Origin of the sequence: Winogradskyella ludwigii (assembly GCF_013403985.1) — a bacterium.
GTDB classification, from domain to species: Bacteria; Bacteroidota; Bacteroidia; order Flavobacteriales; family Flavobacteriaceae; genus Winogradskyella; species Winogradskyella ludwigii.
Map to the genome: position 1 here is coordinate 421,504 of NZ_JABFDF010000002.1, position 15,079 is coordinate 436,582.

The window sequence follows — 15,079 nt, forward strand, 5'->3', positions numbered from 1 at the left end:
TTAAATTCATTAATTTGCTTAAAAACTCTCAATATATATGCAAGAGCCAAAGTCTTCAAAATCATTTAAAGAATGGTTAGATCATTTACAACAAGAAAGTTGGCAACTAGAGCTTGTTATTTCTGGTTTTTCAATTTTTGGTTTAATCTCCGTTTTTGAACCTCTGAGTTATCAATTTAGTTTAGCTCAAAATCTTGGCAATACCATAAAGGCTAATTTAATTATGATTACTCTAGCCTCTTGTTCTATTCTTTCTTTAAATCTTATTATTCATGTTATTCTTAGAGGCTTATGGATTGGTGCCCTTGGTTTGCGCTATGTTTCTGGAGACATTGATTTTGACACGTTAAATTACTACTCAAAATTCGATAAATTTTTAAGAAAACGCATTGGCTCCTTTGATAAGTTTATAGAAAAATTAGAAAACTATTGTAGTATTATTTTCGCTACATCCTTTCTGATGATCTTTTATTTTTTAGCATTTTTTATATGCACTTTGTTGTTTGCCCTTTTAATTAAATTTATCACTACCTCATTCGACGCAGAAACAATAGCCTTAAAAATCTTAGGTATTGTTTTGATTGTAATATTTCTAATATCCATTCTACTTACATTAATAGATTTTGCAACACTAGGTTATTTAAAAAAGAAAAAATGGCTTGCTATTATATATTATCCTTTTTATCGATTTATTAGTCTTATTACTTTATCCTTTTTATACAGAAGCTTGGTCTATAATTTTCTGGATAACAAATTAGGTAGGCGAATAAGTTTCATTTTGTTTCCCTTATATATCTCAGTTGCCATATTCTCTGCTGTAAAATTTGAGAGTTCTAATTACTTCTTTAATGAGAATGCCTCTTCTTTTTCGCAAACTAAACCATCGCATTATGAAAATTTAATTGAAGAAAACAAAGCGTTTGTTGATCTTGCATCAATACCATCAAAAATTATAACAACGCCTTATCTACCTATTTTTATAGAGTTTGATGATGACATAGAAGATAATATCGTTAGTTTTAATAAAGATTTAGAGATTGAAGAAGAAACTAGAGGTCTCAATATAAACTTTATTAGAGACACAGATAAAAACAACAGTTTTGATAGTTTAATTAAAAATTTGCAACCCATATATTTAAAAACGCTTGAGTCCTTTTTTACCATAACAATTGACACTTCAGAATATAAAGATGTTGAGTACACCTTTACTAAAAATAGATTTAAGCAAACAGGTTTTGAGACTGTAATGAAAATTACTCCACTTAAAGAAGGTAAGCATTTACTAAGTATTGACAAGCATATTAATCGTAAAGACTCGCTAATTAAAGTTAGCCATGTAAAAATTCCTTTTTGGTACTATAAAAATGATTAATTATTCAATTTGTAATATTATGTCTTTAAATGTTTAGTCCTTATTATAAGGATACAATGAAACACTAAAAACCACTTAACCAAAAGCTTAGTGGTTTTTTTGTAACTTTTCAGCAACAATTATCGTCTTACTATTATAATCAATCAAAAAACATTATGAAAACATTTTATTCCTCTGCTCTATTTCTAATGAGCATTCTATTTACAACAACCATTTTAGCTCAAAATCTAACCCAACAATTTGATGCCATTGTAGCTCAACATTACAATAATGCAGATGCACCAGGCGCTACAATTTTAGTCGCTAAAAATGGTAAAGCCATTTACAGAAAAGCGATTGGGAAATCGAGTTTAGAATTGGATGTTAATATGGTTCCGGAAAATGTATTTATGCTCGCGTCTATTACTAAGCAATTTACAGCAGTCTCAATTTTAATGCTAGAAGAACAAGGCAAGCTAAGTTTAGACGATCCTATTACTAAGTTTATTCCAGATTATCCAACTCATGGTAAAACAATAACTGTACATCAATTATTAAATCACACTTCCGGAATAAAAAGCTATACAGACAATCCAAATTTTCTAGAATTGGCACGTATAGATAAAACATTAGATGAGTTAATTGATACTTTTAAAAACGAACCTCTAGATTTTGAACCTGGAGATGCTTTTAAGTACAACAACTCTGGCTATATATTATTAGGCAAAATTATCGAAGTAATTTCTAAAGACACGTATGAAAATTTTATAGAAAAAAATATCTTTGAATTGTTAGGCATGACAAGTTCAAGCTATGGAAACAACAGAGAATTAGTAAAAAACAGAGTTGAAGCTTATGAGGAAGAAGATAACGGCTTTGTTAATGCTAGTTATTTAAGCATGACCTTACCACATGCAGCAGGTTCGCTAACCTCAACAATTGACGATATGTTAAAATGGCAAAATGCTTTGACTAATAATACGTTAATAAAAGCGACATCATTAGATAAAGCTATCAATGGTTCTAAGCTTAATAACGGAGAACATATTACTTATGGTTATGGTTTAGCAGAAATGAATCTTAAAGGATCTAAAGGCTATACGCATAGTGGCGGAATTTTTGGAACATCTACCAATGGAATCTATTTAATTGAAGACGACGTTTACGTTATTGGTTTAAGTAATTGTAGCTGTAATGATATTGGAGCTGTAACGCAACATTTAGCGGCTATAGCTATAGGAAAACCGCTTCCTACTATGAATGATGTAATTATACTTTCCGAAGATAAATTAAAACAATGGGTTGGTGCTTATGAATTTGAAGATGGTGCTATTAGACATATATATTTAGAAGATGGAAAACTGAATAGCATGAAAGAATCTGAAACAAATACGGCATTTAAAATTTTTCCATTATCCGAAAATCATTTTATGTTTGAAGACAGTGGTATTGAGTACAAATTTTCTAAATCTAAAGATGGAAAACGTGAAGCTATTTTTATTACTGATACAGAAAATATAGGAAAAGAAGTTAATAAGCCCTTACCAGAAGCTCGCAAAGAAGTAACGCTTACAAATGCTATTTTACAACAATACACAGGTAAATACCAATTAGCACCTAATTTTAATGTTACACTTACAGTTGATGGAAGTCAAATTTTTGCGCAAGCTACAGGACAAGGTCAATTTGAAATTTATGCAGAAGATGAGACTAACTTTTTCGCGAAAGTTGCTGCCATAAAAATTAAGTTTAATAAAGATCCATCTGGAAACGTAGAGAGTTTTACCATATACCAAAGTGGCCAAGAAACCCTTGCAAAAAAAATTGAATAAGTTTATTTACTACTAATAATTAGAAACCACTTTGCAAAAACAGAGTGGTTTTTTCTAATATAAATATGCCGTTTAACTAGTATTCATATAGCCTATCGGATTTATTATTAACTCCTAATCGTTTTCAGTATCTTGAAAAAGACCTAAAGAACTCATTACTAGTGAAATCAAATAATTTAGTTATAAAAACAATCTTCAAAGACCTTAACTTCAAAGAAGATGACACTAAAATTATAGCATCTGTCTTTCAAAAAATAGAGGTAAAAAAAGGAACTATTCTACTTTATGCCAATGAATTTGCTGATTCTGAATACTATGTTGTTTCGGGCTGCATAAGGACTTTCTATACCGATTCAAATGGAAAAGAATACACCGTTCAGTTTGCTATTAACGATTGGTGGATTAGTGATTACACCGCTTTTTTCACTTCCGAAAAATCTATAATGACTATTGATGTGATTCAAGATGCAACACTTTACAAAATCACAAAAAAAGAAAAAGATATTTTATTTAAAAAAATACCTGAAATAGATCGCTTCTTTAGAATAAAGTTAGAACGTGCCTTTACCGCATTTCAAAAAAGACTATTGGCTAACCTCGCTCAAAACGCTACAGAACGTTATCTTAATTTTATTAAAACTTATCCCGATATTGAAAGAAGTGTAAAAAATTATCATATTGCATCTTACTTAGGTATTACTACAGAAAGTCTTAGCAGAATAAGAAAAGAATTATAATTTATTTATGTTTATTACCATACATCAATTTTTTAAGATTTATATAATTCTACTTTTGCAGTCCTAACAAGGATAAATAATCCCTTATTTTCCTAGGAATTAATAGCTAAAAAAGCGTGAGTTTTAAAACTCGCGCTTTTTTTATGTTTAAGTTTATTTAAAAACTAACTTGGAATAAAATGAAAAAGACCATCTTTCGATGGCCTTTTCAATTATTAAGCATTACTAACTATTAATCCAAAATTAACTTCTGTGACGTTCTTCCTTGTTCTGTAAGTACATTAACAATATAAATTCCATTAGACATCCCTCTAATATCCATAGAATTAATTCCGTTTTCTAATTTAGCTTGTTTTATTATGCGTCCTGATAGACCAACAATTTGAACATTGATATCGCCAGACACTGAATTATCTATTTCTATACTAAACTGTCCTTTCGTAGGATTAGGATAGATATTTAAAACTGAAGACAGATTAAAATCTTCTACAGATAATGACAATTGTGCTTCAAAAGATCCTATATCTCTAGAACCTCCAAATACCATCTGACCAATTTGATCTGCAAACGTATCTGTTGCATCTCCAGCATCAAAAGCAGGAGAATCACTTAACAATTGATGTGTTAATGTTACACCACCATTGTCTTCTAAAGTTCCTAATAAAGGATCTACTCCCTCTATATCATTAGTTTGAGTTGTAAATACTCCCAGATCATCAGATCCAATTAAATTGAAATCATTTGAAGTTAACAACCCTGACACATCTGTTCCTGAAGTTGCGGTATTTAAAGCTACAATCGTATTTTTTAAAGACACATTGTTTACAGCCTCAATTCCACCTGCAATTCCGACAGATGTATTCATTGCTACAGTTACGGCATTAAGATCTAAACTTGCACCATTATTTGTTAATCCACCACCAGAAACCGATGCTGCATTCCCTGAAATTGTACTTGTCGTTACAGACGTCATTGATCCTGTATTGTTATAAATCCCACCACCTTCAGAAGCTGTATTATTATCTATTGTAGACATAGAAACTGACATTATAGTCCCTCCTTGGTTCCATAATCCACCACCTTCGTTAGCAGCAGCATTTCCTGTAATTGTACTTGTAGAAATGGTAACGATTCCAGACATTCCTGTAACATGAAATCCACCACCATTTCCTGGTGCTGCAATTCCTGCTAAGCCATTAACATCGTTATTAGACATTGTTGAATTTGAAAATATTAAATTACCATCAATAAGTTCAATAGCACCACCTGCTCTATTTGCTGCGTTACTGTCAAACGTTGAATCCATAATTGTAACATCACCAGCTGTACTTAATAATCCACCACCAGAAGCAGAAGCACCTGAAGCTATATTATTTGAAACTAAAGTTCCGTTCATCACATTTAAAGTTCCTCCATTATTGAAGATTCCAGCACCACCATCATCTGCTGCATCACCTAAAGCTTCATTAGCATCTATAAGAACATTATCTGTTGTCATTATTCCAGAACCATTCCATAGCCCTCCACCTTCACGAGCAGCGTTATTTCCATTTACAGTTCCACCAAAAATATCAATTGTACTATCTCCACTTACATGAAGTCCACCACCATTTCCAGGTGCTCCTGTACCAGTTACAACTCCAGTTATATTAGTATTTAAAATAACATCAGTTAACGTTACTGGTCCACTTCCATTAGTTTCAATTCCACCACCTGCTCTATTCGATTCATTAAAAGCAATTGTAATTCCGTTCGCCATTAAAGCACCTGCTGCGTTTAAAATTCCGCCACCAGTAGATTGTGCTCCATCAGCTATATTATTTGTAATTTCAGTCATTCCTGACATATCAAGTGTACCACCTTCATTGTAAATTCCACCACCACCAGCAGCACCTGCAGTCATAGCATCGTTTCCTGAAGCTATATTTCCATCAACCATATGATCTACAATAGTCATTACTCCTGATCCATTCCATAAACCACCACCTTCGTTGGCTGCTATATTATTATTTGTTGTACCACCAGAAATATTTGTAGTTGCTGGACCTGAAACATGAAGTCCTCCACCAGAACCTGGCGCTGCAACTGCAGGAGACACTCCAGCATTATTCATATCTAAAATTGTATCCATAAGATTTAAAACACCACCTGCAAGTTCAATTCCACCACCAGCTCTATTCGCTTGATTAGATGTTACAGCAGAATTTGTTACCGTTACTGTTCCACCAACTGTTAAAATTCCACCTCCAGAACCAGAAGCTCCATCTGCGATATTATTACTTATTATTGTATTATTTTGAACGATTAATGTTCCTCCATTATTAAAAATCCCTGCACCACCATCATCTGAAGAAGCTCCACTTGCTATATTTCCATTTATCGATACACCATCTACAGTCATTGTAGCTGTACTATTCCAAAGTGCACCACCTTCTCTGGCTGCTAAATTATTACTCATTGTACCACCTGTAATTACAGCTGTTCCTGAACCACTGATATGAAGTCCTCCTCCATTTCCTGGACTAGCCATTGCTGGTGAAACACCTGTATTGTTACCACTAACATTGTAATTTCCTGAGAAAGCAATAGAACCGTCTATAATTTCAATAGCTCCACCTGCACGATTAGATTGATTAAAAGCTAATACAGCATCTATAATTGTAACCGCTCCATCAGTACTTAAAATTCCACCACCAGAACCTGAAGTTCCAGAGGCTATATTATTTGTTATTGCTGCTGCATTACCAACAACTAAACTTCCTCCATTATTAAATATAGCTCCACCACCATCATCTGCATCATTACCTAAAGCGATATTAGCATCCAAAAATGTAAAGCTTACATCCATAGTTCCTAAGTTATTCCATAATCCACCGCCTTCTTTAGCTGCAAAATTATTTGAAACCGTTGTAAAATTAGAAACCGTTGCATTTGTCGTACCTGATAAATGAACTGCACCACCATTTCCTGGGTTTGGAGTAATTGTATTTCCTAATCCAATGTCTACACCAGCAGCATTTCCTGTAAGTGTTACACCTGATAAAATTAAGGTTCCGTTAGAACTATCTTCAATTGCACCACCTGCTCTACTGGCATAGTTCCCTGTAATTGATAAGCCATTAGCCAAATTTAAAATACCATCCGTATTATTAAAAATCGCACCACCACGACCTCCTGGTGTTGCACCTGAGGCGATATTACTTGATAATATTGTTCCTGCTGAAATATTTATAGTTCCATTACCATTGTTATAAATACCTCCTCCACCAGTAACATCACCTAAAGCTGAGTTTTCTGTTATCGTTACATCAACCACATCTAAAACACCACTACCATTCCATAGTCCACCACCTTCTTTACCAGCTACGTTTCCATTAACAGTTCCGCCATTAACAATTGCACTTCCTGCACCTGTAATATGTAATGCACCTCCATTTCCTGGAGCTGCAGTGGCAGGTAATACACCTGCGTTGTTATTTATTAAATTAACATTAAGTAATGTAATTGCTAATCCTGCACCAGAATTATCTTCAATGCCACCACCTGCTCTATTAGCTATATTGTTTGAGATTTCAGAATTATTAACTGTTAAGACTCCACCAATAGCATTAAAAATTCCACCTCCAGAACCAGACGCTCCATTTGCAATATTTCCTGTTATTGCTGAATTGTTAATTGCTACATCCGCGTTAGTAATATAGATGGCGCCTCCATCTCCTTCAAGACCATTAACTAGCATTAAATCATTTAAAACTACCAATCCTGAAGTAATATTAAATATTCTACCATTACTGTTTGCATCTATAGTTGTCATAGATGACGAGTTTCCACTTATGATTAAGTCTTTATTAATTAAAAGCTCACTATTTAAATTTATTGTTGATACTGATGCATCAAAAGTTATAGTTCCACCATTTGGTGTGTCTGCGATTTCTGTCCGCAATGTTCCGTCTGTTCCATCATCTGCACCACTAGTCACTAACTGAGCGAATGCACTTGTTGAAATAAAGAATGTCATCGCCGTTGCAATAACAAAAGTAATTTTGTTTTTCATGTTGATTAGTATTAGATAAAATGGTTAATTATTCTTCCTCTTTGGAAAGCACAAATACCTACGAGAAAATTTTAAGGTCGGTTTTACAAAATAATTCCTTTAACATACTTTTAACATTTTAAGCTAATTAATAGCAAATTGTTATTTCTAAAATGACAGTAGTAATTATCTAACTTTTATTGTACTATTTTTTTTACTTTTAATGAATGAAAATTATTTCTACCAACATTGCACAACCCACAACTTTTTCTTGGAATGGTAAAGAAATTACAACAGGTATTTACAAAACACCAACTGATGCTCCTATATTTTTAGGAAAAGAAGACGTGAAAGGAGATGTGGTTTCAGATCGAAAAGTTCATGGTGGAGAATTTAAAGCTTGTTATTTATTCTCTTTGAATCATTACGACTATTGGAAAAATTTATATCCAAATTTAGAATGGACTTATGGCATGTTTGGTGAAAACATAACGGTTAAAGACTTAGACGAAAGTCAACTTTTTATTGGTGATATTTATAAGCTTGGTAATGCTCTAGTGCAAATCACGCAACCAAGAGAACCTTGCTTTAAGTTCGCGCATAAATTTGGATCAAATACCGTTTTAAAACAATTTATTGATCATGGTTTCCCTGGTACTTATGTTAGAATTTTAGAAGAAGGAGAGGTAAAAACAGGGGATCACTTCACATTAATAGAATCTAAAAAAGATAGCGTATCAATTTATGATTTTTTTAAATTGTTATATGCCAAGGAAAAAAATGAAAACCACATTAATTTAACACTCAACAATGTGGCTTTACCACAAAATTTAAGAAAGCGCTTAGCATTTTTCTTGAAATAAATTTGGTTACTTTAGTATCTAATTAGAATAAACATGTCAACCAAATTCAATAAAACAGGACTCATTGATAACGAAACACGTAAAGCAGATTCGTATTTGACTTCTCAATTATTAAAACATCTCAATCCTAATAAAAACGGATTGTATTTAGATGTTGGTTGTGGTACTGGCAATTATAGCAATGCCTTGCAAGGAAAAGGATTTCAATTTGTTGGAATTGATCCTTCTATTGAATTACTTCAAAAAGCACTCTCTAAAAATCAAAATATAAAATGGAAAGTTGGTTCTGCTGAAAAAACAAATTTACCTCAGCATAGTTTTGATGGTATAATTGCAACGTTAACTATTCACCATTGGAAAAATCTGACGAGAGCATTTTCAGAATTACATTATATTCTAAAACCAGAAGGTAACATTGTTATCTTCACTTCTACTCCGCAACAGATAAAAGGGTATTGGCTAAATCATTACTTCCCAAAAATGATGGAAGATTCTATGCAACAAATGCCAACATTAGAAGCTATTGAAGAAGCGATGCATACTTCAGGCATAAAAATGACAAGTACTGAAACTTACAGCGTAAAACCAAACTTAGAAGATCAGTTTTTATATTGTGGTAAAAAAAACCCAGAACTGTACTTTGATGACAGTATACGTCATGGTATTTCATCTTTTAATGATTTAGCAAATATTAAAGACGTAAAAACTGGATTGTTGGCATTAAAAAAAGATATTGATAGCGGAAAAATTGACGAGACTATAAAATCTTACGATAATGATTTTGGCGACTATTTATACATCATAGGAAAAAAGACAGGAGCTTAAAACCAAGTTCTTTTACCTTATCTTTGCAATACTAAATTACAACCCAATTGCAAGAAAAGAAAATACATCCCAAAGTAAAAACCGAACTTCATCCTAGAAGTCAGCATAGAGAACGCTATAATTTTAAAAAACTGATTAAAAGTTCACCAAAATTAGCAGCCTATGTTGCACCTAATAAATATGGAGATGAATCTATCGATTTTTTTAATCCAGATGCTGTAAAAGCATTAAATAAGGCATTACTAATTCATCATTACGGATTACAATATTGGGATATTCCTAAGCATTATTTGTGTCCTCCAATTCCTGGAAGAGCAGATTACATACATAATATTGCCGATTTATTAAAAGGAGATGGTACTGTTATTCCAAAGGGAAGTGACATAAAAGGTTTAGATATTGGTGTTGGTGCAAATTGTATTTACCCAATTATTGGTCAGCATGAATATGGTTGGTCATTTATCGGAAGTGATACTGATGAAGCAGCAATTATATCTGCGAAGGAAATAGAGCAGAAAAACTATAAATTAAGATCTACTATAGAAATTAGGCGTCAAGAAATCGCTAACAACTTTTTCTATGGAGTTTTAAAACCTGAAGAAAAAGTAGATTTCACCATTTGTAACCCTCCGTTTCATGCCTCTTTAGACGATGCTCAAAAGGCAAGTTTAAAAAAGCTAAAAAATCTTAATGGCAAACGTCCAAGCAAAGCACTTTTAAACTTTGGAGGACAACAAAATGAATTATGGACAAAAGGTGGTGAAGCACGTTTTGTAAAAGATATGATTTACGAGAGTAAGCATTTTGGAAAACAATGTTTTTGGTTTACAAGTTTAATTTCTAAGGAAGCGACACTTAAACCAACTTATAAAGTTTTGGAAAAAGTGAATGCGACTGTTGTAAAAACTATTGAAATGGGACAAGGTCATAAAATCAGTAGATTTATCGCTTGGACTTTTTTAACAGAACAAGAACAACACGACTGGATAAAAGAACGTTTTTAGAATAAATTTTCTTATGAATATTTGTCTTTATATTTATCGATAAAGGCAAATATCTCCATTGTTATTTTTTTAGCATATCTATTTTCACTAATCATATCCCAAGTAATTTCACCATCTACAACTCCATCATAAATATAATTAGCAAATTTCAATTTATATCTACTATTTAGTGTCTTCTTATTATCTGATATTTTAGGTAAATTAATATCCTTTCTACGATTAATTCTATTATTTAAAAATCCACCAAGACCAATATTAGCATAATCACTTTCCGAAATATCATCAATATTGTTTATCAATTCAGCATCTTGATTTAAGACATCAACAATTATTTTTTTCAAGATTGAAAACGATAATATATTTTCAATTTCAACAGCACCAGTGTGGCTGTATATAATATTATCATTGTCCTTGGTTATTTTTTTTAAGTAAGTATGCTTGGATTGTTTATCTGCACCATCTTTATCGGCTAACAAATAAATTCTATTTGATAATGAAAAAGCATTTATTTGATCTTTAATTTCCTCCTTTTGTTCGTCACTGACTTCACCTGTAAAATAATAATGAGCTAGGTTACTTCCTGCATATTCAAAAAAAGCAAAATCTACATCCTCCTTAAAATGGTATTCTTTCTCTATACTTCTTAAATAAGCTATTAAAAAAGCAGATAAATATTTTCTATCTGTAATTCCTTCAATCCAAATACTACAATTAGCTAAAAAAACCGATGAGTTATTAACGCCGAGATTTTCCATTAAACTTGAATCACCTGGCTTAACATTTCTAATTAAAACTTTGTGATCCTTTGATGTTTTACCTATTAATTTCGAAAATGAATAGATTGAAATATTACTATGATTCAAAGTCAAATCAAGTAAATGATTAGAGTGTGTTGTTATGAAAAATCTTAAATTCTTTTTCTTAATCTCAGGATTCGAAAGTATTTGTTTTAAAAAGAGTCTTTGCATTCCTGGATGCAAATTCAATTCAGGTTCGTCAATAAAAATCCAAGAATTATTCTCTGCTGTAAATATGGGAAACATAAGTACTATTATTGCCTGAATTCCATCACCTAAATCATGTATTTCAAGATCTTCATCATCAATATAAAAGCTAAGGTGATTATCCCCATCTAATGCTACAATATCAATATCCTTCCCATTAAAGAAATACTTTTTTAGGAATAACTCGAATTTCTCAAATGATTTGCGAATCTTTCTTTTAGAATTTCTCACCTTTTTAACTTGATCATACAAATCCAATCCTGTGAATATTGAAATATTCTTGTAGGAATTATCAAACTCATTAACTTCAACTTCTTTGAAATATGTTTGAAGTATAGTACTCCTATACAAATTACTATCAGCAGACATTGCACCACTTGATATTAAAGTTTTGGCACCTCTTTGAGTTGGTATAAAGATTTTTTTAGGTGAAACGATTTTGATAAATTTTTTCAAAATATAATCCAAATGTTCAATAGTCTCTTGAATAAAAGGATTTACATCTTTAGCTAAATTAATATTAAATTGTATATTGACATTTACCCCATTGTAATTACCACGAGCTTTTACATAGCCATAATTACTCAAAATTCCTTCTGTAATTTTGAGTATACCTAATAAGTGTTTCAAATTATTGATATAATCTTCCCTATTACCTAATTGAATATTATTAAGTAATTCTTTAAACATTGTAATAATTAATACCAAGTAACTTTTATCAAATTTTATATTACTATCAAAGTTCTTATCCTTTGATTTTAATAACTGAATCTCTCTCTCAAGTATTTCGTATTGATTTAATCTATTAACATGAAAGGAAATAAACGCGTTAGAATTAAGCCTATTTTCAACTTTACTTAAAGAATCAATAATTTCAGATAAACTTTCCTCTAACTTATTCGAAAAAAGGATATGTTCTTGCATTTTTAATAATCCTCTTGAAAAACGGCTCTTTCCAGAATTATTCGCCCCAACAAAAATATTGACTTCAGCTATCTCGCTTAATCTATCAATTTTAGCTTTGTCACTTGTATAGTGAGTTTCAGTTAACTCTTTCGCAAGATTTCTAGTAAGTTGTATGTTCATATTGAAATTATATTATATCTAAAAATAGATTAATTTTTAAAACTACCTTTGCAACAAACAAAATTATATGTCATTTAAAGACTTACATCTAATAAAACCCATACAAAAAGCTGTTGCAGCTTCTGGTTATGTTGAACCTACTTTGGTACAACAACGTTCTATTCCACTAATTTTAGATGGTAAAGATGTTATTGTATCTGCACAAACAGGTACAGGAAAAACGGCTGCTTTCGCCTTACCTATTCTTCAGCAATTGTACGATAAGCAAGATGCTCCAAAAAAGGGTAAGAAAATTAGAGCCTTAATTATAAGTCCAACACGTGAATTAGCCATACAAATTCAAAAGAATTTTAAAACCTATGCTGAGTTTACAACCTTAAAATCTTTAGTGGTTTTTGGTGGTGCTTCTATAGAACCACAAATTGATATGCTAAAAAACGGTGTGGATATTTTAGTTGCCAGTCCTGGTCGTTTACTCGATTTACACAAGCAAGATTACATTAATCTGGATTTTGTTGAAACCTTTGTTTTAGATGAAGCGGATTTAATGCTCGCTATGGGCTTTATTGATGATGTAAAAAAAATTGAACGCCTTTGCCCTAAAGAGAAACAAACCTTATTATTCTCTGCAACGATTCCTTATAAAATTGAAGAATTAGCAAATACATTGCTTAAAGATCCTGAACGTATTGATGTAACGCCGACAAAATCGGTTGCTAAAAATGTGAATCAAGTATTATATTATGTTCCTAAGCAAAATAAAATTGAACTGTGTTTACATTTAATGCGTAACACTATTGAAGGCAACGTTCTTATTTTTAGACGTACTAGAAATGGTGTGGATAAATTAGAAGAAACCTTATTGAAAAATGGGTTCTCTGTAAATAGTATTCACGGTGATAAACCACAAAGTGAAAGACAAACGGCTTTAAATAAATTTAAAAACGGTTACGTTAAAATTCTTATTGCTACAGATGTTGCAGCACGTGGTATTGATATTAATGAATTAGACAACGTTCTTAATTTTGATATGCCAGGCATACCCGAAACGTATGTACATCGAATTGGTAGAACTGGAAGAGCTGGTCATACAGGTAATGCTTACTCATTATGCTCTGCGGACGAAAAGAATTACATAAAAAAGATACAACAAGCTATTAATGTTCAGATTCCGGTAGAAACGGAACATCCTTACCCTTTAGATCCTAAAGCGGAACCTATTGTTCACAAAAGACAAGGTAGTAAGTATAAAAAAGGTCGTAAAAGTGAGGCTTCTAAGAAGAAGAAGAAACGTTGGTATTAATTAGTTGTTAAAGCATGGCATATAAAACCTTAATGTTTCTTCATTTATACACCGTTTTACCTTGTGTATTTATTGGTGCTTATCTTTTAATTGTAAAAAAAGGAACTAAAACTCATAAATTTCTTGGTAGAATTTATATGATTTTAATGCTGTTTACAGCAACCGTGACATTATTTATGCCTGCTGCAGTTGGTGAACGCTTTTTAAATCATTTTGGCTGGATTCACCTCTTTAGCGTTTTAACATTTTGGACTGTACCAACGGCATATATAGCTATTAAAAAAGGCAATGTAAAAGCTCATAAACGAAAAATGATTTTACTCTACTTTGGTGCAATCATTATCGCTGGCGCTTTTACATTAACTCCTGGACGTTATTTACATGCTGTGTTGTTTGGGTAAGCTACTCAAATTTCATTTCAAAAAGTAAGTAATGTTTAATCCCAAATTTCTCACCCCAGTTTTCAATATCCTTTCCTGAGGTTCCTACGTCACACCAAGACAAAGAACCATCTTCTCTTTCGTAAGGTAAAATATAAGCTAACAAATAAAACGACTTGTTATAGCTGATTTCTAAATTGCTTTCATCGGCTAGATTTCTTAAACTATAATTTTCAGAGTCAATAGCTTCATAGGTTTTATTGACACTAAATCTTGGGAACTTAAATGTCATTTTTAATTTATTATCTTCGGTATGTTTAGAAATAACTTTCATTTTAAACACCGTATCACTTAAAGTTTCAAATTGCTTAACACCAATACTTCTACTGTCCATAACGGCTGTGTCAGACACTATTTTACCATCCCATATTTCCTTAACAGAGAGCCTGTAACTTTTTCCTTTAAGTTGCTCTCCAGAAAATTTTAACCTCATATAATCAATGCCTTCAAAACTTAGAATATCACTTACTTCTTCTATATCTGATGCATATTCAGTTTCCATTTTTAAACCCGAATCCGTTTTAGAATTCGTTTCCTTCTGTTGTGCTAGCAATCCGCTGGAACAATTTAATGCAGCAGCCATAATTAGAATTCTCTTCAT

11 protein-coding genes are annotated in these 15,079 nt (G+C 31.9%); 8 read left to right on the forward strand and 3 right to left on the reverse strand.

Annotated features, from left to right (window positions below):
- Positions 1–37 precede the first annotated feature (37 nt).
- The 3 genes from HM981_RS07900 (at position 38) to HM981_RS07910 (ending at position 3,920) form a co-directional block, all read left to right on the forward strand.
- Positions 38–1,372 carry a hypothetical protein gene (locus tag HM981_RS07900; RefSeq protein WP_179338233.1) on the forward strand — a complete coding sequence of 445 codons (1,335 nt, stop codon included), beginning with the start codon at positions 38–40 and terminating at the stop codon, positions 1,370–1,372.
- A 155-nt stretch (positions 1,373–1,527) separates the two neighbouring features.
- Positions 1,528–3,183, forward strand: coding sequence for a serine hydrolase (locus HM981_RS07905; RefSeq protein WP_179338235.1), 1,656 nt, complete (start codon positions 1,528–1,530; stop codon positions 3,181–3,183).
- Positions 3,184–3,344: 161 nt separating this feature from the next.
- Positions 3,345–3,920, forward strand: coding sequence for a Crp/Fnr family transcriptional regulator (locus HM981_RS07910; RefSeq protein WP_179338236.1), 576 nt, complete (start codon positions 3,345–3,347; stop codon positions 3,918–3,920).
- A 232-nt stretch (positions 3,921–4,152) separates the two neighbouring features.
- Here HM981_RS07910 and HM981_RS07915 read toward each other — a convergent pair whose 3' ends face one another.
- Positions 4,153–7,974, reverse strand: coding sequence for a beta strand repeat-containing protein (locus HM981_RS07915; protein WP_179338237.1), 3,822 nt, complete (start codon positions 7,972–7,974; stop codon positions 4,153–4,155).
- 206 nt (positions 7,975–8,180) lie between these two features.
- Here HM981_RS07915 and HM981_RS07920 point away from each other — a divergent pair, with 206 nt between their 5' ends.
- From HM981_RS07920 to rlmF, 3 genes are read left to right on the forward strand one after another with little or no spacing between them, the layout of a single operon-like run.
- Positions 8,181–8,816, forward strand: a complete 636-nt coding sequence (locus tag HM981_RS07920) for an MOSC domain-containing protein (protein ID WP_179338238.1) — start codon at positions 8,181–8,183, stop codon at positions 8,814–8,816.
- A 33-nt stretch (positions 8,817–8,849) separates the two neighbouring features.
- A complete protein-coding gene (locus HM981_RS07925; RefSeq protein ID WP_179338239.1) occupies positions 8,850–9,641 on the forward strand; it encodes a class I SAM-dependent methyltransferase in 792 nt (263 codons plus the stop codon).
- Between the two features lie 47 nt (positions 9,642–9,688).
- A complete protein-coding gene (rlmF, locus tag HM981_RS07930; protein WP_179338240.1) occupies positions 9,689–10,645 on the forward strand; it encodes a 23S rRNA (adenine(1618)-N(6))-methyltransferase RlmF in 957 nt (318 codons plus the stop codon).
- Between the two features lie 11 nt (positions 10,646–10,656).
- Here rlmF and HM981_RS07935 read toward each other — a convergent pair whose 3' ends face one another.
- A complete protein-coding gene (locus HM981_RS07935) occupies positions 10,657–12,735 on the reverse strand; it encodes an AAA family ATPase (RefSeq protein WP_179338241.1) in 2,079 nt (692 codons plus the stop codon).
- Positions 12,736–12,802: 67 nt separating this feature from the next.
- On the opposite strand from HM981_RS07935, the gene HM981_RS07940 reads away from it, so the two are divergent.
- Positions 12,803–14,038: a DEAD/DEAH box helicase gene (locus tag HM981_RS07940; protein ID WP_179338242.1), complete on the forward strand. Its 1,236-nt coding sequence runs from the start codon at positions 12,803–12,805 to the stop codon at positions 14,036–14,038.
- A gap of 14 nt (positions 14,039–14,052) precedes the next feature.
- Complete coding sequence (locus HM981_RS07945; RefSeq protein WP_179338243.1) at positions 14,053–14,439, forward strand: DUF2306 domain-containing protein; 387 nt, start codon at positions 14,053–14,055, stop codon at positions 14,437–14,439.
- A gap of 1 nt (position 14,440) precedes the next feature.
- Here HM981_RS07945 and HM981_RS07950 read toward each other — a convergent pair whose 3' ends face one another.
- Complete coding sequence (locus HM981_RS07950; RefSeq protein WP_179338244.1) at positions 14,441–15,079, reverse strand: hypothetical protein; 639 nt, start codon at positions 15,077–15,079, stop codon at positions 14,441–14,443.

Bases quoted from the DNA above. Each gene is read 5' to 3' on its own strand.
- HM981_RS07940 (WP_179338242.1), top strand. From the start codon at position 12,803: ATGTCATTTAAAGACTTACATCTAATAAAACCCATACAAAAAGCTGTT.
- HM981_RS07935 (WP_179338241.1), bottom strand. From the start codon at position 12,735: ATGAACATACAACTTACTAGAAATCTTGCGAAAGAGTTAACTGAAACT.
- HM981_RS07915 (WP_179338237.1), bottom strand. From the start codon at position 7,974: ATGAAAAACAAAATTACTTTTGTTATTGCAACGGCGATGACATTCTTT.
- HM981_RS07900 (WP_179338233.1), top strand. From the start codon at position 38: ATGCAAGAGCCAAAGTCTTCAAAATCATTTAAAGAATGGTTAGATCAT.
- HM981_RS07945 (WP_179338243.1), top strand. From the start codon at position 14,053: ATGGCATATAAAACCTTAATGTTTCTTCATTTATACACCGTTTTACCT.
- HM981_RS07925 (WP_179338239.1), top strand. From the start codon at position 8,850: ATGTCAACCAAATTCAATAAAACAGGACTCATTGATAACGAAACACGT.
- HM981_RS07950 (WP_179338244.1), bottom strand. From the start codon at position 15,079: ATGAAGAGAATTCTAATTATGGCTGCTGCATTAAATTGTTCCAGCGGA.
- HM981_RS07920 (WP_179338238.1), top strand. From the start codon at position 8,181: ATGAAAATTATTTCTACCAACATTGCACAACCCACAACTTTTTCTTGG.
- HM981_RS07905 (WP_179338235.1), top strand. From the start codon at position 1,528: ATGAAAACATTTTATTCCTCTGCTCTATTTCTAATGAGCATTCTATTT.